This is a genomic window from Streptomyces sp. NPDC034043, assembly GCF_055575675.1.
Window position 1 is genome coordinate 257,922 of the sequence record NZ_JBVISF010000007.1, and the last position, 17,206, is coordinate 275,127.

Here is a 17,206-nt window from a genome sequence, read left to right on the forward strand (position 1 = left end):
GCCCCCGCCGCGTCTCGAAGCCCCGCGCTATTCCTCGAAGCGGTACCCCATGCCCGGTTCGGTGACGAAGTGCCGCGGGCGGGAGGGGTCCGCCTCCAGCTTGCGGCGCAGCTGGGCCATGTAGACCCGCAGGTAGTTGGTCTCCGTCCCGTAGGTGGGCCCCCAGACCTCCTGGAGGAGCTGCTTCTGGCTGACGAGCTTCCCGCGGTTGCGCACGAGCACTTCCAGCAGGTGCCACTCGGTGGGGGTGAGGCGTACGTCGCGCCCCTCGCGCACCGCCTTCTTGGCGGCGAGGTCCACCGTGAAGCCCTCGGTCGCGACGACCACCTCGTCCCCGCCCGTCCCGGGGGACGGCTCGGCCCGGCGGACGGCGGCGCGCAGCCGGGCCAGCAGCTCGTCCATGCCGAAGGGCTTGGTGACGTAGTCGTCGGCTCCGGCGTCGAGGGCCTCGACCTTCTCGTCGGAGCTGTGCCGGGCGGAGAGCACCAGGATCGGCACCCGCGTCCAGCCGCGCAGCCCCTTGATCACCTCGACCCCGTCCATGTCGGGCAGGCCGAGGTCGAGGACGACCACGTCGGGGTGGCGGGCGGCCGCGAGCTCCAGGGCGCCGGCCCCGTCGGCGGCCGCGTCGACCTCGTACTTGCGCGCCTTGAGGTTGATGGCGAGGGCCCGGACGATCTGCGGTTCGTCGTCCACCACGAGCACCCGGGTCATCGGGGACCTGCTTTCTGTCGGCCGGGGAGGTCCCCGGCTCCGGTCGGTTCCTGCGCGGCGGGACGTGCCCCGCGGGGCACGTCCCCGGTTCCGGCCGGGGCGGGCGGGCCGCCGCGCGGCACCGCGCGCAGGGTGAGCACCATCGTGAGTCCGCCGCCGGGGGTGTCCTCGGCGGCGAGGGTGCCGTCCATGGCCTCGGCGAAGCCCCGGGCGACCGCGAGCCCCAGGCCCACGCCGGCGCCGCGCGGGGCGTCCCCGTGGCGCTGGAACGGGGCGAATATGCGGTCCTTGGCCTCGTCGGGGACCCCGGGGCCGCGGTCGACGACGCGGAGCTCGACCCGGTCGCCGAGGAAGCTGGCGGCGACCAGGACCCGCCGGCCCGGGGGGCTGTACTTGACGGCGTTCTCCACCACGTTGGCCACGCTCCGCTCCAGCAGCCCCGGGTCCACCGCCACCATGGGCAGGGTCTCCGGCACGTCGAGCAGCACGCTGTCCTCCGGTACGCCGCCCAGTGCCATCGGGACCACCTCGTCGAGGTCGACCTCCCGGATCAGGGGTGTCACGGTGCCGGTCTGGAGCCGGGACATGTCCAGCAGGTTGCCCACCAGGTGGTGGAGCCGGTCGGCGCCCCCCTCGATGCCGGCCAGCAGCTCGGCGCGGTCCTCCTCGGACCAGTCCACGTCGTCGGAGCGCAGGGAGCTGACGGAGGCCTTGATGGACGCCAGGGGCGTACGCAGGTCGTGGCTGACGGCGGCGAGCAGCGCGGTCCGGATCCGGTTGCCCTCCGCCAGCCGCCGGGCCCCCTCGGCCTCCCCGACGAGCCGCTGGCGGTCCAGCACCACGGCCGCCTGGGCGGCGAAGGCGCCGAGCACCCGGCGGTCCTCGGCGGGCAGCACCCGCCCGGACAGGGCGAGGGCCATGTGGTCGCCGATCGGCATGTCGACGTCGGCGTCCTCGGGCCGGGCCGCCGGGCAGGGGCCGACGCTGCCGGCCGGGGTCCAGGGCTCCACCTCGCCGGCCCGTTCCAGCAGGGCCACCGACTCCATCGCGAAGGTCTCGCGCACCCGCTCCAGCAGCGCGTCGAGGGCGGTCTCGCCGCGCAGCACGCTCCCGGCGAGGGTGGACAGGATCTCGGACTCGGCCCGCAGCCGCGCGGCCTGGTGCGTGCGCCGGGCGGCGAGGTCCACCACCGAGGCCACCGAGACGGCGACGCCGAAGAACACCGCGATGGCCGTGATGTTCTTGGGGTCGGAGACGGTGAACCGGTGCAGGGGCGGGGCGAAGAAGTAGTTCAGCAGCAGGGAGCCGAAGGCCGCCGAGGCCAGCGCCGGCCACAGGCCGCCCAGCAGCGCGGCCGCGACCGTGAGCGCCAGGAAGAGGAGCATGTCGTTGGCGAGGCCGGGATCGGCGTCGATGTTGGTCAGCAGGGCGCAGAGCAGTGCGGGGAGGACCACGCCGGCCACCCAGCCGGCCACGATCCGCGGCCGCCCGAGCCGGGCCGCCGAGCGGGCCACGGGCAGGCCCCGCCCGCGGGCCACCTCCTCGTGGGTGACGATGTGCACGTCGAGGTCGGGCCCCGAGTCGCGGGCCACGGTGGCGCCCACCCCGGGCCCCAGGACGTACTGCCAGGGCTTGCGCCGGCTGGAGCCCAGCACGATCTGGGTGGCGTTGACTCCGCGGGCGAAGGCGAGGAGCGCCTCGGGGACGTTGTCGCCGATCACATGGTGAAACGTTCCTCCAAGGTCCTCGACCAGGGTCCGCTGCACCGTGAGTTCCTTGGGCGAGGCCGAGGTCAGCCCGTCGCTGCGGGCGATGTAGACGGCGAGGACCTCGCTGCCGGAGCCCTTGGCGGCGATCCGTGCGGCCCGGCGGATGAGCGTACGGCCCTCGGGCCCCCCGGTGAGGCCCACCACGATCCGCTCGCGGGCCTGCCAGGTCGAACGGATCCCGTGCTCGCCCCGGTACCGCTGGAGGTGCTCGTCGGTCCGGTCGGCGACCCACAGCAGGGCCAGCTCGCGCAGCGCGGTGAGGTTGCCCGGCCGGAAGTAGTTGGAGAGGGCCGCGTCGACCTTGTCCGGCTGGTAGATGTTGCCGTGCGCCATCCGCCGGCGCAGCGCCTGCGGGGACATGTCGACCAGCTCGATCTGGTCGGCCCGCCGCACCACCTCGTCCGGCACGGTCTCGCGCTGGCGCACCCCGGTGATCGTCTCCACCACGTCCCCGAGGGATTCCAGGTGCTGGATGTTGACGGTGGTCACCACGTCGATCCCGGCGCGCAGCAGTTCCTCCACGTCCTGCCAGCGCTTCCCATTGCGCGAGCCGGGGACGTTGGTGTGCGCGAGCTCGTCCACCAGGGCCACGGCGGGACGGCGGGCGAGCACCGCGTCCACGTCCATCTCGGTGAAGGCCGCTCCCCGGTGGGACAGCTCCCGCCTGGGCACCTGTTCGAGCCCGTGCAGCATCGCCTCGGTGCGCGGCCGCCCGTGGTGCTCGACGAAGCCGACGACGCAGTCCGTGCCCCGCTCGACCCGGCGGTGGCCTTCCGCGAGCATGGCGTACGTCTTGCCCACACCGGGCGCCGCACCGAGGTGGATCCTGAGTCTGCCGCGTGCCATGCGCTCATTCTCGGGGACGTTCCCGCTGTTCACGTACCGAAAGGGCGTCCGCCGGACATCTCTGACGCGTTCCTGACGCGGCCCCGCGGGTCACGGGCACGCGAAGGCCCGCGGACCCCGCCCCCTGGGGGAACGGGGCCCGCGGGCCGGAAAACGCCCTGGTCCGGGACCGGGGTCAGCGGACCTCGGTGATCTCCGGGCCGCGCTCCAGCTGGCCCATGCCGCCGGAGAAGCGCGAACCGTCCTGCTCCTCGGCCGTCTGCACGCCGTCCGGCACCATCTGGGCGTCGTTCGGCAGCTTCAGGACGATCGGGTCGCGCGGGGCCATCGGGCCGTCGCCGCGGACGACGACGGTCTCCCGGAAGATCTGTTCCAGCACCCCGGCCGACTCGGGGCGCACCGCGCCCTGGCCGGAGATGACGCCGCGCAGGAACCAGCGCGGGCCGTCGACGCCGACGAAACGCACGAGCTGGGCGCCGGTCTGGCCGTCGGGCAGCGGTACGGGGACCTGCGCGCGCAGCTCCCAGCCCAGCGGGCCGTCGACCTCGTCGATGATGCCGCCCTGCTGCGTGATGCCCGAGGCGATCTCGTCGCGGACCTCGCCCCAGATGCCCTCCTTCTTGGGGGCGGCGAAGGCCTGCAGCTGCACGGCGCTGTCGTTCAGGACGACGGTGGCGGCCACGATCGCGTCACCCGCGACCTCGACGCGCAGCTCCATGCCCTCGACACCGGGTACGAGGATGCCGCCCAGGTCGACCCGGCCGTCCGCCGGGTTGCCGGGCACCTCGGAGACGTCCCACGGGCCGTCGGGCCGCGGGGCCGGGGGCAGGTTGAGCCTGCGCGGGGCGGCGGACTCGTCGCCGTTCCCCTCGTCGGCAGCCACGCCGTTCACGACCTGCTCGGCCGCGCCGCCGTCCTTGGCGGAGTCGTTCTTCTTGCGACGTCCGAACACGTCACTGTCCTTCCCGGTCGGATACGACCGAAGCGTAGCCATTCCCACCCTGCTGCTGACCAGCCCCGGATCCGGCCACGGCCGCATGACCGCCGGTGGAGCCGAACCCCCCGTCGGCCCGGGCCGAGCCGGGAAGCTCCGCCACCTCGTGGAAGCGCACCTTCTCGACCCGCTGGACAACCAGCTGGGCAATGCGGTCGAAGCGCTCGAACCGGACGCTCTCGCGCGGGTCGAGATTGACCACGATCACCTTGATCTCCCCACGGTACCCGGCATCCACCGTCCCCGGGGCATTCACGAGCGCGAGCCCGCAGCGAGCTGCCAGGCCCGAGCGCGGGTGCACGAAGGCCGCGTACCCGTCGGGCAGGGCGATGGAGACGCCCGTGGGCAGTACGGCCCGCTCCCCCGGCTCCAGCTCGGCGGCCACGGTGGTCACCAGGTCGCAGCCGGCGTCGCCGGGGTGTCCGTAGGCGGGAAGGGGCACCTCCGGGTCGACGCGGCGGATCAGCACGTCGACCTCATGACGGGGTGCGCGGTTGTTCTGGGACATCAGGGGTTCACCTCGAAGGCGCGTGCGCGCCTGACCTGGTCCGGGTCGGACATCGCCGCCCGGATCTCCTCGGGCCGACCGTTGTCGATGAAGTGGTCGACCTTCACCTCGATGAAGAGCGCGTCGGCGCGGACGGCGACGGGGCCGTCCGCCCCGCCTATCCGCCCCACGGCCGTGGAGTAGATCTTCCGGCCGGCGACGGCGGTGACCTCGGCCTCCAGGTACAGCACGGTGCCCACGGGCACGGGCCGTACGAAGTCGGTCTCCAGCCGGCCGGTCACCGCTATGACGCGCAGCAGCCAGTTCAGGGAGCCCAGCGTCTCGTCGAGCGCGGTGGCCAGTACGCCGCCGTGGGCGAGACCGGGTGCGCCCTGGTGGGCGGGCTTGACGGTGAACTCGGCGGAGACGCGCACGCCCTCACCCGCGCGGGCCTCCAGATGGAGCCCGTGCGGCTGGCCCCCGCCGCAGCCGAAGCAGTGGGCGTAGTGCGCGCCGAGGAGCTCCCCGGGCGCGGGGGCATCGGGGTGCCGGACCGGTGCGGAGGCATCGGCCGGAGGTGTCAACGCTGTGTCTCGTCCACTCACAGCCGCTGACCTTACCCGCGCGGCTACCCACCGGTCGCCCCGTGGGAGGCTTGGTCCCATGCAGCTCTCTCCCGCGCACCACGACGAACGCCTCTCCGCCCCCCGCTCCTGGTGGGCCATCGCCGCGCTGACCGGTCTGGCGTGCGCGCTGATGCTCCTGCCGCTCGGCGCCCTGCCGTCGCTGGCGGGCCTGGTCGGCGGCGGCGCGGCGGCGGGGATGCTGGTGAGCTCGTACGGTTCCGCGCGCGTGCGCGTGGTGAACGGCGCCCTCGCCGCCGGCGACGCCCGGATCCCGGTGACGGCCCTGGGCGAGCCCGAGGTGCTGGAGGGCGAGGAGGCCCGCGCCTGGCGCACGTACAAGGCCGACACCCGGGCCTTCATGCTGCTGCGCGGCTACGTCCCCACGGCAGTCCGGATCGAGGTCACCGACCCGGCGGACCCGACGCCGTACGTGTACCTCTCCACGCGCGAGCCCCGGGCCCTCGCGGCGGCCGTACGCGCGGCGAAGACCGCAGCCGCGGCCGCCTGACCGGGCCGGGGCGGTGCGGCTCAGCCCTCGGGGTCCGGGCGGCGGCCCTCGAGTGCGGCCCTGGTGGCCTCGGGAAGGGTCCCGGAGGGGCGCTCCAGGGGCGGCAGGGCGGGGAGGGCGTCCCAGGGCACGGCGCGGGCGCGGAGGTCCCCACGGACCTTCTCGGCGAGTTTCCTGGTGTCCCGGCGGTTCATAACGGCTCCGACGGCCGCGCCGACCATGAACGGCATGAGGTTCGGCAGGTTGCGGATCATCCGCTTCATGATCTGCTGGCGCAGTTCGCGCTTCATCTGCCCGCCGAGCGCCGCGTTCAGCGTGGTCGGCTTGGTCAGGTCGATCCCGCGCTCCTGGGTCCAGGAGGTCAGGTAGGCGAGGCTGCGGTCCTTCAGGCCGCCCGGCGGGCGCTGCCCGTAGACCTCGTGCAGCTCGGCGATGAGCTTCAGCTCGATCGCCGCGACCCCGGTGATCTCCGCGGCCAGCTCCGCCGGCATCGCGGGCGGGACGGGCAGCATGGCCGCGGCGCCGATGCCCGCGCCCACGGTGGAGGTCGCGTTGGCGGCCCCGGCGACCAGCTTGTCGGCCAGCTCCTCGGGACCGAGGTCCGGGAAATGCGCCCGCAGGGCGGCGAGGTCCCGCACCGGAACGCGCGGGGCGTTCTCGATGATCAGGTCGGTGATGTACAGGGCGGCGGCCTTCGCGCTCTCGCCGCCCTTGCGCACACCGTTCTTGACGGCTTGCATCCGACGCGTCCCGGGCCTGCCCCGGGACTCCTCGTCCGCCACTGCGGCCGACGGCACCGCCGCGGCGGTGCCGGACGGCACCGCAGTCGTCCCGGGGGCCCGGCCGCCGGCGTCCGCGGAACCCGTTTCCGGGCCCGTGGTCACCGCGCGCGCCTGCGCCTCCGGATCGCCAGATTTCCGGAAGCGTCGCTTCCGGAAGGGCGTCGAGCCGGTCACGGCCGTCCTCAGTCGCAGTCGCGGCAGATCGGCTGGCCGTTCTTCTCGCGCGCCAGCTGGCTGCGGTGGTGCACCAGGAAGCAGCTCATGCAGGTGAACTCGTCGGCCTGCTTGGGCAGCACCCGGACGGCCAGCTCCTCGTTGGAGAGGTCGGCCCCCGGGAGCTCCAGGCTCTCGGCGCCGTCGAAGTCCTCGATGTCGACGCTCGACGTGACCTTGTCACTGCGCCGGGCCTTGAGTTCTTCGATGCTGTCGTTGTCGACGTCGTCGTCGGTCTTGCGCGGAGTGTCGTAGTCCGTTGCCATTTTTTCGCTCTCCCCCTCTGGGATTTAGCGGTGTCTCAGCGCACGTAACGCGCGAGAGGCCGGACTTGTGCCCGACCTGAGGCGGAGATTTTGCCTCACATCAAGGTCTGTTACTCAATCGACACCCGGCCGCGCACCCGAAGGACTCCGTGGCCGGGATGTCGAGCGGGACCGTACACGGTCGGGGGGCCGTCCTGCACGAACGCCACCCCGTGTATTTCCCGCCATCCGGGGGGCCGGAAACCCGGACTTCCCGGGCTTTCCGGCCAGCTTGGGGTCACACAACGCGCATGACCCGACACTCGGCACTGTGATCGATCACACAGGAACCGCCCCGTGGAGGCCGCCGTTCCGTTGCGCCCAGGGCGAACAGAACCCGGGTGGTTCAAAGGGGCAACGTGACACGCATCACCAGGCCACCGCCCTCGCGGGGGGTCGCGTGGATGCGGCCGCCGTGTGCGCGCGCCACGGAGCGCGCGATCGACAGACCGAGGCCCACACCCTTGTCACTGCCCGTTCGTTCCGTACGCAGCCGTCTGAAGGGCTCGAAGAGGCTGTCCACCTCGTACGCGGGAACAACGGGACCCGTGTTCGAGACGACGAGCACCGCCTGGCCGGGCTGGGCCTCGGTCGTGACCTCCACCCAGCCGTCCGGCACGTTGTACCGGACGGCGTTCTGCACCAGGTTCAGGGCGATCCGCTCCAGCAGCACGCCGTTGCCCTGCACCACGGCCAGCGCCCGGTGACCGCGGATCTCCACGCCCTTGGCGATCGCCTCGCCGCGGGCCTGGTCGAGGGCGCGCGAGGCGACCTCGGCGAGGTCGACCGGCTTGCGCTCCACGATCTGGTTCTCGCTGCGCGCCAGCAGCAGGAGGCCCTCGACCAGCTGCTCGCTGCGCTCGTTGGTGGCCAGCAGCGTCTTGCCCAGCTGCTGGAGCTCCACCGGGGCTCCGGGATCCGAGAGGTGGACCTCCAGCAGCGTCCGGTTGATCGCCAGCGGGGTCCGCAGCTCGTGCGAGGCGTTGGCCACGAAGCGCTGCTGGGCCGTGAAGGCCCGCTCCAGGCGGTCGAGCATCTCGTCGAAGGTGTCGGCGAGCTCCTTCAGCTCGTCGTCCGGCCCGTCCAGCTCGATCCGGCGGGTCAGGTCGGACCCCACCACCCGGCGGGCGGTACGGGTGACCTTGCCCAGCGGCGAGAGCACCCGGCCGGCCATCGCGTAGCCGAAGGCGAAGGCGATGACGCTGAGGCCCAGCAGGGCCATCAGGGACCGGCTGAGCAGGTCGTCCAGGGCGTGCCTGCGCTGCTCGAGGATGCACTGCGCGATCGCGGCGTTGAACTGGTCGATCGACTGGTCGATGCCCACGCCGGAGCAGGTGGTGCTGGACACCTCGACCTTCTGGCCGCCGACGATCTTGAAGGGGAGCGCGTTGCCCTCCCTCAGGGCCTGGGCGGCCAGCAGGTAGATGATCGACAGCAGCAGGATCCCGGCGATCAGGAACATGCCGCCGTACAGCAGCGTCAGCCTTATCCGGATGGTCGGCCTCAGCCAAGGGAAAGGACCCTCGGGCTCGCCGGGGTCCCAGGTCGGTTTCGGTGGCGCCGGGGGCGGTGACGGGGTCGAGGCCACCGGGTCAGATCCGGTATCCGGAACCGGGCACCGTCACGATGACGGGCGGCTCCCCGAGCTTGCGGCGCAGGGTCATGACGGTCACCCGGACCACGTTGGTGAACGGGTCCGTGTTCTCGTCCCAGGCCTTCTCCAGCAGCTGCTCGGCGGAGACCACGGTCCCCTCGCTGCGCATGAGCACCTCCAGCACCGCGAACTCCTTCGGCGCCAGCTGCACCTCGCGGCCCTCACGGAACACCTCGCGGCGGTTCGGGTCCAGCTTGATGCCGGCCCGCTCCAGTACGGGCGGCAGCGCGACGGTGGTGCGCCGCCCGAGGGCGCGCACGCGGGCGGTCAGCTCGGTGAAGGCGAAGGGCTTGGGCAGGTAGTCGTCGGCCCCCAGCTCCAGGCCCTGGACGCGGTCGCTGACGTCACCGGAGGCGGTGAGCATGAGCACGCGGGTGGGCATGCCGAGCTCGATGATCTTCCGGCAGACGTCGTCGCCGTGCACCAGCGGAAGGTCCCGGTCGAGCACGACCACGTCGTAGTCGTTCACCCCGACGCGCTCCAGCGCCGCGGCGCCGTCGTACACGACGTCCACGGCCATGGCCTCCCGGCGCAGGCCCGTGGCCACCGCATCGGCGAGCAGCTGCTCGTCCTCGACGACGAGTACGCGCACGTCGTTTCCTTCCTTCGAGCCCCACCGGGCACACGTCTGTTGCGCCTCCATCCTGCCGGTTTCGGCCGTAAACCGGCTGTAAGGCGCCCCTGGGGCCCTCCGGAGGCGGGTGCACGGGGCGGAAGTGAGGATTCCCTCGCCTCACGAGGTTTCTGCGCCCAGGGTGCCGGGGAGGACGAGAGCACACCCCAACCACACCCTGACGCGGCGGACTGCTTCGCGCTCTCCCGCCGCCGACCCACGCAGAGGGGGCGCACCCACCATGGACGCATTCACCGCGGGTCTCCTGCAGCGCATCAAGGCCACGCAGTCGGACCTCAGCAAGGCCCGTGAGACGGGCGACGACTACCTCGCGGATGTGGAGCAGGCCGAACTGGAAGACCTCCAGCGGCTCGCCGCGGAACACGGCGTGCCGGTCTCGGCCGCCTGACCCGAAGCCACCTCCGGGCTCACGGCGCACCCACCGGGCCCCGGCCGCCTCTCGGCGGCCGGGGCCCGGTGCTGCCGCTGTGCCCCCGGTCGTGCCGGGCCGGCTCCGGGGGTGACCTCAGTCGTGCCAGGCTCCGGCTTCCTCCAGCAGCGGCTGGAGCGACGCGAAGACCGCCGGGGAGGCTGCCAGCGCCAGTTCCCCGGAGGCCGGTTCCGAAGCCCGCCCGCCGGTCCGCGCGCCCGCCTCACGGGCGATCAGTTCGCCCGCCGCGAGGTCCCAGGGGTTCAGCCCGCGCTCCCAGTAGCCGTCGAGGCGTCCGGCCGCGACGTCGCACAGGTCGAGCGCCGCCGAACCGCCGCGCCGGATGTCCCGCACCAGCGGGATGATCCGCGCGGCCACCTCGGCCTGGTGGGCCCGCCGCGTCTGGACGTACGCGAAGCCGGTGCCGATCAGCGCCTGGTCCAGGGGCGCCGCCGGCCGGCAGGCCAGCGGGGCGGTGCCCGACCAGGCCCCACCGCCCAGCACCGCGTGGTACGTCTCCCCGCGCATCGGCGCCGCCACGACGCCGACCACCGTCTCGCCCCGGTACTCGGCCGCGATGGACACGCCCCAGCTCGGGAGCCCGTAGAGGTAGTTGACGGTGCCGTCCAGCGGGTCGACGATCCAGCGCACCCCGCTCGTGCCGGGGCTGTCGGCGCCCTCCTCGCCCAGCAGCCCGTCCGCGGGCCGCCGTTCGGCGAGGACGCCTGTGATCAGCTTCTCGGCGGCGATGTCCATCTCGGTCACCACGTCGATCGGGCTGCTCTTGGTCGCGGCCACCGCCAGATCGGCCGGCCGGCCGTCGCGCAGCAGCTCCCCGGCCCGACGGGCGGCCTCCAGGGCCACGTCCAGCAGTTCGGTCTTCAGCTCTTCCGGGATCATGCTCTCCCCCTACGCGTACGGGCTGTCCGCGCCGGCGGCCGCCGGCCGGGGCGCGCGGGCCGGGCAGCAGCCCACCGCGCACAGGTCGTGGCTCTGGCCCAGGGTGCCCACCCAGCACTCCTGCGGGCGCTCCCCGCGCTCGCGGGCCGCGCGCTCCAGCACCAGCTCCCGTACCGCTGCGGCGAAGCGGGGGTCGGCGCCGACGGTCGCGGAGCGCCGGGCCGGCAGGGCCAGCTCGGCGGCCTTGGCCGTGGCCTCGGTGTCGAGGTCGTACAGGACCTCCATGTGGTCGGAGACGAAGCCGATCGGGACCATGACCACGGCGGGCGCGCCCTCGGCGTGCAGGGCCTCCAGGTGGTCGCAGATGTCCGGCTCCAGCCAGGGGATGTGCGGGGCGCCGCTGCGGGACTGGTAGACGAGCCGCCAGGGGTGCGCGGTGCCCGTCTCGACCGCGACGGCGTCCGCGATGACGCGGGCCACGTCGAGGTGCTGCTTGACGTAGGCCCCGCCCCCGCCGTCCTCGGTGTGGTCCTCGACCGGGCCGGAGGTGTCGGCCGCGGCGTTCGGGATGGAGTGGGTGGTGAAGGCCAGGTGCGCCCCGTCCCGGACCTCAGCGGGCAGGGCCGCGAGCGAGGCCAGCACCCCGTCGATCATGGGCTCCACGAAGCCGGGGTGGTTGAAGTAGTGCCGCAGCTTGTCCACGCGCGGCAGCTCCAGGCCCTCTTCCGCCAGGGTGGCGAGCGCGTCAGCGAGGTTCTCGCGGTACTGGCGGCAGCCCGAGTAGGAGGCGTAGGCGCTGGTGGCGAGGACGGCGATGCGGCGGCGCCCGTCGCGGACCATCTCCCGCATCACGTCGGTCAGGTACGGGGCCCAGTTCCGGTTGCCCCAGTAGACGGGCAGGTCCAGTCCGTGCTCGGCGAAGTCCTTGCGCAGGGCGTCCAGCAGTTCGCGGTTCTGCGCGTTGATCGGGCTGACCCCGCCGAAGCCGAAGTAGTGCTGCCCGACCTCCTTGAGCCGCTCGCGCGGGATGCCGCGGCCGCGCGTGACGTTCTCCAGGAACGGCACGACGTCGTCGGGTCCCTCGGGGCCGCCGAAGGAGAGCAGCAGCAGGGCGTCGTAGGGGGCGGCGAGGCCTTCGGCCACCGGCGCGGCGGGTGCACGGAGCTGGTCTGACATGCCTCGAATCCTGCCACCCGGGTTCCGCCGGGGAGAACCGGCCGGTCCGCATCCCGGACGCGGCGTAGGTAAGGTAACCCTAAGCCGAAGCGCTGATTTTTCCCCATGCGGGCGCCTTGCCGGCGGTCCTAACCTGTATGGGCCGATGACGTCCCTTACGGAGCGACCTTGCCCAGTCCCTACCGCGCGATCTTCGCGGCCCCCGGCACCAAGGGGTTCAGCGCCGCCGGCCTCATAGGCCGCCTGCCGATATCCATGGTGGGCGTCGGCATCCTCACGATGATCTCGGAGATGACCGGCCGCTACGCCATGGCCAGCGCCCTCACCGGCACCCTGGCCCTCGCCGCCGCCTTCGTCGGCCCCCTGGTCTCCCGGCTGGTGGACCAGTACGGGCAGCGCCGGGTGCTGCGCCCCGCGACCGCGGTCTCCGTCGCCGCCGTCACCGGACTGGTGCTGGCGGCGGCGTACGGCCTGCCCGACTGGACGCTCTTCGTGTGCGCCGCCGTCGCCGGCTGCGTACCGAGCGTCGGCTCGATGGTCCGGGCCCGGTGGACCGAGCTCTACCGCGACTCCCCGCGCGACCTGCACACCGCGTACTCATTCGAGTCCGTGATCGACGAGGTCTGCTTCATCTTCGGTCCGATCCTCGCCATCGGCCTGTCCACCACCTGGTTCCCCGAGGCCGGACCGGTGATCGCGGCCGGCTGCCTGCTCGTCGGCGTCTGGCTGCTCACCGCGCAGCGCTCCACGGAACCGGCCCCGCATCCGCGCGCCCCGGACACCGGACGCGCCTCGGCCCTGCGGTCCCCGGGACTGCAGGTGCTGACGGCCACCTTCGTGGCGACGGGCGCGATCTTCGGGTCCATCGACGTGTCCACGCTGGCCTTCGCCGACGAGCAGGGCAGCAAGTCGTCCGCCAGCTTCATCCTGGCGATCTGGGCGGCGGGGTCCTGTATCGCCGGAATCGTCTTCGGCCTGCTCCACCTCAAGGGCAAGGCCGAACGCCGTTGGGTACTGGGCATCTGTGCGATGGCCGTGAGTATGATCCCCCTCCTACTGGCCGGGAACCTTCCGTTTCTGGCCGTGGCGCTCTTCGTCTCGGGCCTCGCCATCGCTCCCACGATGATCACCACGATGGCCCTGATCGAAGCGCACGTACCACGCGCGAAGCTCACCGAGGGCATGACCTGGATCAGCACCGGCCTGGCGGTCGGGGTGGCGGTCGGCTCCTCGGCGACCGGTCTGGTGATCGACGCGGCCGGAGCCCAGCGCGGGTTCGTGGTCTCGATCTCCTCGGGAGTGGCCGCGGCGGCGGTTGCGTTCGCGGGATACCGCCGGCTGACGAGGCCGGCGCAAGGGGAGGAGCCAGTCAGCGATGGCGACGTCGGGGACAGCAGCAGCGAAGAACGCACCGGCCGCGTGGCGTAACTGGGCGGGCAACGTCCGCTCCACGCCCGCGCGCGTGGTGACTCCGGCCTCGGTCGGCGAGCTCCAGGAGGCGGTCCGCCGGGCCGCCGGGGAGGGGCTGCGGGTGAAGGCGGTCGGCACCGGCCACTCCTTCACCGCGGCGGCCGCGACCGACGGGGTGCTCGTACGGCCGCAGGCGCTCAACGGGATCCTGTCGGTCGACCGGGCGGCCGGCACCGTCACCGTGGCGGCGGGCACCGCCCTCAAGGACCTGAACCGGGACCTGGCCCGGCAGGGCCTCTCGCTCACCAATATGGGCGACATCATGGAGCAGACCGTCTCCGGCGCCACCAGCACCGGCACCCACGGCACCGGCCGTGACTCGGCCTCCATCGCCGCCCAGATCCGCGCGCTGGAGCTGGTGACGGCGGACGGCCGGCTGATGGCCTGCTCCGAGAAGGAGAACCCCGAGGTCTTCGCCGCGGCCCGGATCGGCATCGGCGCCCTGGGCATCGTCACCTCGCTCACCTTCGCGGTGGAGCCGCTCTTCCTCCTGACCGCCCGTGAGGAGCCCATGCGCTTCGAGCGGGTGGCCTCCGAGTTCGACCAGCACGTCGCGGAGAACGAGCACTTCGAGTTCTACTGGTTCCCGCACACCGGCAACTGCAACACCAAGCGCAACAACCGCAGCCAGGGCCCCGCCGCCCCGCCCGGTGCGGTCAGCGCCTGGATCGAGGACGAGCTGCTCTCCAACGGCCTCTTCCAGGCCGTCAACTCCCTGGGCCGCGCCGTCCCGGCGACGATCCCCTCGATCGCCCGCGTCGCCAGCCGCGCCCTGTCGGCGCGGACCTACACGGACATCCCGTACAAGGTGTTCACCAGCCCGCGCCGGGTGCGGTTCGTGGAGATGGAGTACGCACTTCCGCGCGAGCGGGCGGTGGAGGCGCTGCGGGAGCTCAAGGCGATGGTCGAACGCTCCCCGCTGCGGATCAGCTTCCCGGTGGAGGTGCGCACGGCCCCGGCGGACGACATCGCGCTGTCCACCGCGTCCGGGCGGGACACGGCGTACATCGCGGTGCACATGTACCGGGGCACCCCGTACCAGGCCTACTTCACCGCCGCCGAGCGGATCTTCACCGCCCACGGGGGACGGCCGCACTGGGGCAAGGTGCACACCCGGGACGCGGAGTACCTCGCCGCGGCCTACCCGCGCTTCGCCGAGTTCACCGCGCTGCGGGACCGGCTGGACCCGGACCGGCTGTTCGGCAACGACTACCTGAGGCGGGTCCTCGGGGACTGACCCCCGCTCAGGGGGCGCCGGGGGGACCGCTCCTCGGCGCCCCGAGCGAAGCGGTCCGTTCCGTTCATGCGGATCGTGTGAAGCGGGACACCCGAAAACGACCGCGTCCGCAGGTGGACCCGGCCGCGGAACCGATTCCGGGCAGGCCGGCTCCCGCCGCCCGGGACAAGTTCGGCGGCGCGGCGGTCCACCCGGGTGGCCCGAATGGAGTACTGTGGCGAGCCCTGGGGCCGTCCTTCCTCGCGGATGTCCGGACCCGGGAGAGGGGGCCGGCTGATGGAGAAGCGGCGCTCAAGACCGGTGATGCCGCGGTATCGCACGGGCTCCTGCTGCGCACAGTAACCACTCGGTCACTGTGCGTGCCCAACAGGTAACCGTGCCATAACGTCGATCAAGGGCGCATGCCCGACACGCCGGTTTAACTCGGCAAGGTTGTGGCAGGCTGCACCCGGGCAGGCCACACTCGACTAGCGGAAGCAGCGACGCACGTGACGTCGGCAGGCACCACCCGGGAGGTCCCCATGCCCGAACTGCGTGTCGTGGCCGTCTCGAATGACGGAACACGACTGGTGCTCAAGGCTGCGGACAGCACGGAGTACACGCTTCCGATCGACGAGCGGCTGCGGGCTGCCGTGCGCAATGACCGCGCGCGCCTGAACCAGATCGAGATCGAGGTGGAGAGCCACCTCCGCCCCCGCGACATCCAGGCCCGCATACGGGCCGGTGCCTCCGCGGAGGAGGTCGCGCAGCTCGCGGGCATCCCGGTCGACCGGGTACGCCGCTTCGAGGGTCCGGTACTGGCCGAGCGCGCCTTCATGGCCGAGCGGGCCCGCAAGACCCCCGTACGCCGCCCCGGCGAGAACACCGGCCCGCAGCTCGGCGAGGCCGTGCAGGAGCGCCTCACGCTGCGCGGGGCCGACAAGGACTCCGTCCTGTGGGACTCCTGGCGCCGCGACGACGGCACCTGGGAGGTGCTGCTGGTCTACCGGGTGGCGGGCGAACCGCACTCGGCGAGCTGGTCGTACGACCCGCCGCGCCGGCTCGTCGTGGCGGTGGACGACGAGGCCCGCTCCCTGATCGGCGAGGCCGACGACCTGCCCTCCACCCCGGAGCCGAGCTTCCCCTTCGTGCCGAGGATCGCCCGGCTGCCTCGCGACCGGCCGCTGGACCGCGCGCTCGACCGGCAGCTGGAACGGCCCGAGAACCGGCCCTCCCCGCCGCCCGCGCCGGAGCCCGAGGAGGAACGGGACACCCTGACCAGCCTGCTGGAGGCGGTCCCGAGCTTCCGGGGCGACCTGGTGGTCCCGGACCGTGCGGAGACGTCCGCCGAGGAGCCGGAGGCCGAGGAGCCGCCCGCCGCGGCGGCGTCCGCCGGCGCCGGTGCGGCGTACGCGGACGTGCTGATGCCGCGCACGGTGGCGGGCCACCGCGAGCGGCTGACCGGCACCACCGACCGGCAGGCCGAGGCCGACGGGGTCCGGCCGGGGCGCCGGGCGGCCGTGCCCAGCTGGGACGAGATCGTCTTCGGGACCCGGCGCAAGAAGCAGGAGTAGCCCGGCCGGTGGCACCCCCGCGGGGGCGTCACCGGCCGCGGAACCGTCAGGGGTTGGGGCCGGTGGCCACGGGCCGCGCCGGGTCCCAGGACCACTGCGACCAGCTGCCCGCGTACAGGCTCGCCGCGATGCCGGCCACCTCCAGCGCGAGGACCTCGTGCGCCCCGGAAACCCCCGAACCGCAGTACACGCCGACCGCGGTGTCCCCCGCCACGCCGAGCGCCGCGAACCGGGCGCGGAGCTCCCCGGCCGGCAGGAACCGGCCGTCCGGGCCGACGTTCTCCGTGGTCGGGGCCGACACCGCGCCCGGAATGTGCCCGCCGACCCGGTCGATCGGCTCGACCTCGCCGCGGTAGCGCTCCCCCGCACGGGCGTCCAGCAGCAGGCCCGTGCGGGCCAGCGTGGCCGCGTCGTCGGCCTCCAGCAGTCCGAACGCCCCCGGGGTTGGCTTGAAATCGCCCTCGGCCGGTGTCACCGCCTCGGCGGTCAGGGCACCGCCGACCGCCGTCCACGCGGCCAGGCCCCCGTCAAGCACGCGCACGTTCGGGTGCCCCGTCCAGCGCAGCAGCCACCAGGCGCGGGCGGCCGCCCAGCCCAGACCGCCGTCGTACACGACCACCGGCGCGTCGGCGCGTACGCCGACCCGGCGCATCGCGGCGCCGAAGTCCTCCGGGTCCGGGAGCGGGTGGCGGCCGCCCGCCCCCGGCGGACCTGCCAGTTCGCGGTCGAGGTCGACGTAGACGGCACCGGGGATGTGCCCTGCTTCGTAGGCGGGACGCTGGTCGGGGCCGCCCAGCTGCCAGCGGACGTCCAGGAGCACCGGCGGCCGGGGCGCGGCCAGCTCGCTCTTCAGTTCGGAGGCCGAGAGAATCGCAGTCATGGGCCCATCTTCCTCCCGGTCCTCGAACCCGTGTAACAAGCCGGACACC

At 73.2% G+C, this 17,206-nt stretch carries 17 protein-coding genes; 5 read left to right on the plus strand and 12 right to left on the minus strand.

The window, feature by feature from the left end; genetic code table 11:
• Nucleotides 1–27: 27 nt before the first annotated feature.
• From ACZ51S_RS19515 to ACZ51S_RS19535, 5 genes are all read right to left on the minus strand, one after another.
• A complete protein-coding gene (locus ACZ51S_RS19515) occupies nt 28–714 on the minus strand; it encodes a response regulator (RefSeq protein WP_468802815.1) in 687 nt (228 codons plus the stop codon).
• Nucleotides 711–3,329, minus strand: coding sequence for a DUF4118 domain-containing protein (locus ACZ51S_RS19520; RefSeq protein WP_468475298.1), 2,619 nt, complete (start codon nt 3,327–3,329; stop codon nt 711–713). The genes ACZ51S_RS19515 and ACZ51S_RS19520 overlap by 4 nt, the downstream gene beginning before the upstream one ends.
• 175 nt (nt 3,330–3,504) lie before the next feature.
• On the minus strand, nt 3,505–4,281 hold the full coding sequence (locus ACZ51S_RS19525) for a DUF3710 domain-containing protein (RefSeq protein ID WP_388938360.1): 777 nt from the start codon (nt 4,279–4,281) through the stop codon (nt 3,505–3,507).
• A 1-nt stretch (nt 4,282) separates the two neighbouring features.
• Nucleotides 4,283–4,831, minus strand: coding sequence for a dUTP diphosphatase (gene dut, locus ACZ51S_RS19530; RefSeq protein ID WP_388938358.1), 549 nt, complete (start codon nt 4,829–4,831; stop codon nt 4,283–4,285).
• Nucleotides 4,831–5,415: a PaaI family thioesterase gene (locus ACZ51S_RS19535; protein ID WP_468475297.1), complete on the minus strand. Its 585-nt coding sequence runs from the start codon at nt 5,413–5,415 to the stop codon at nt 4,831–4,833. Before ACZ51S_RS19535 ends, dut begins: the two co-directional genes overlap by 1 nt.
• 58 nt (nt 5,416–5,473) lie before the next feature.
• On the opposite strand from ACZ51S_RS19535, the gene ACZ51S_RS19540 reads away from it, so the two are divergent.
• Nucleotides 5,474–5,944 (plus strand): DUF3093 domain-containing protein, encoded by a 471-nt coding sequence (locus tag ACZ51S_RS19540; RefSeq protein WP_468961551.1) that lies wholly within the window; start codon nt 5,474–5,476, stop codon nt 5,942–5,944.
• Between the two features lie 20 nt (nt 5,945–5,964).
• On the opposite strand, the gene ACZ51S_RS19545 is transcribed toward ACZ51S_RS19540, so the two are convergent.
• From ACZ51S_RS19545 to ACZ51S_RS19560, 4 genes are all read right to left on the minus strand, one after another.
• Nucleotides 5,965–6,900: a hypothetical protein gene (locus ACZ51S_RS19545; protein WP_468961553.1), complete on the minus strand. Its 936-nt coding sequence runs from the start codon at nt 6,898–6,900 to the stop codon at nt 5,965–5,967.
• An 8-nt stretch (nt 6,901–6,908) separates the two neighbouring features.
• Nucleotides 6,909–7,205, minus strand: a complete 297-nt coding sequence (locus tag ACZ51S_RS19550; RefSeq protein ID WP_007267048.1) for a DUF4193 domain-containing protein — start codon at nt 7,203–7,205, stop codon at nt 6,909–6,911.
• Between the two features lie 385 nt (nt 7,206–7,590).
• Nucleotides 7,591–8,832, minus strand: a complete 1,242-nt coding sequence (locus ACZ51S_RS19555; RefSeq protein ID WP_468961555.1) for a sensor histidine kinase — start codon at nt 8,830–8,832, stop codon at nt 7,591–7,593.
• Between the two features lie 4 nt (nt 8,833–8,836).
• Nucleotides 8,837–9,490, minus strand: coding sequence for a response regulator transcription factor (locus ACZ51S_RS19560; RefSeq protein WP_388938348.1), 654 nt, complete (start codon nt 9,488–9,490; stop codon nt 8,837–8,839).
• 262 nt (nt 9,491–9,752) lie between these two features.
• Between ACZ51S_RS19560 and ACZ51S_RS19565 the strand changes: the two genes are divergently transcribed.
• A complete protein-coding gene (locus tag ACZ51S_RS19565; RefSeq protein WP_164720975.1) occupies nt 9,753–9,920 on the plus strand; it encodes a hypothetical protein in 168 nt (55 codons plus the stop codon).
• Nucleotides 9,921–10,037: 117 nt separating this feature from the next.
• Here ACZ51S_RS19565 and ACZ51S_RS19570 read toward each other — a convergent pair whose 3' ends face one another.
• Together ACZ51S_RS19570 and ACZ51S_RS19575 are read right to left on the minus strand one after the other, a co-directional pair.
• A complete protein-coding gene (locus ACZ51S_RS19570) occupies nt 10,038–10,841 on the minus strand; it encodes an inositol monophosphatase family protein (RefSeq protein WP_468475293.1) in 804 nt (267 codons plus the stop codon).
• Between the two features lie 9 nt (nt 10,842–10,850).
• A complete protein-coding gene (locus ACZ51S_RS19575) occupies nt 10,851–12,017 on the minus strand; it encodes a ferrochelatase (RefSeq protein WP_468475292.1) in 1,167 nt (388 codons plus the stop codon).
• A gap of 168 nt (nt 12,018–12,185) precedes the next feature.
• Here ACZ51S_RS19575 and ACZ51S_RS19580 point away from each other — a divergent pair, with 168 nt between their 5' ends.
• The 3 genes from ACZ51S_RS19580 (at nt 12,186) to sepH (ending at nt 16,277) form a co-directional block, all read left to right on the plus strand.
• The gene (locus ACZ51S_RS19580) at nt 12,186–13,445 is read left to right on the plus strand and encodes an MFS transporter (RefSeq protein WP_468475291.1); all 1,260 of its coding nucleotides are present in this window, start codon (nt 12,186–12,188) and stop codon (nt 13,443–13,445) included.
• Nucleotides 13,393–14,724 carry a D-arabinono-1,4-lactone oxidase gene (locus tag ACZ51S_RS19585; RefSeq protein ID WP_468475290.1) on the plus strand — a complete coding sequence of 444 codons (1,332 nt, stop codon included), beginning with the start codon at nt 13,393–13,395 and terminating at the stop codon, nt 14,722–14,724. Before ACZ51S_RS19580 ends, ACZ51S_RS19585 begins: the two co-directional genes overlap by 53 nt.
• A 488-nt stretch (nt 14,725–15,212) precedes the next feature.
• Entirely contained in the window at nt 15,213–16,277 is a 1,065-nt protein-coding gene (gene sepH / locus ACZ51S_RS19590; protein WP_468475289.1) for a septation protein SepH, read from the plus strand.
• A 46-nt stretch (nt 16,278–16,323) separates the two neighbouring features.
• Here the strand turns inward: sepH and ACZ51S_RS19595 are convergent, their stop codons facing one another.
• A complete protein-coding gene (locus tag ACZ51S_RS19595; RefSeq protein WP_468961558.1) occupies nt 16,324–17,157 on the minus strand; it encodes a sulfurtransferase in 834 nt (277 codons plus the stop codon).
• Nucleotides 17,158–17,206 lie beyond the last annotated feature (49 nt).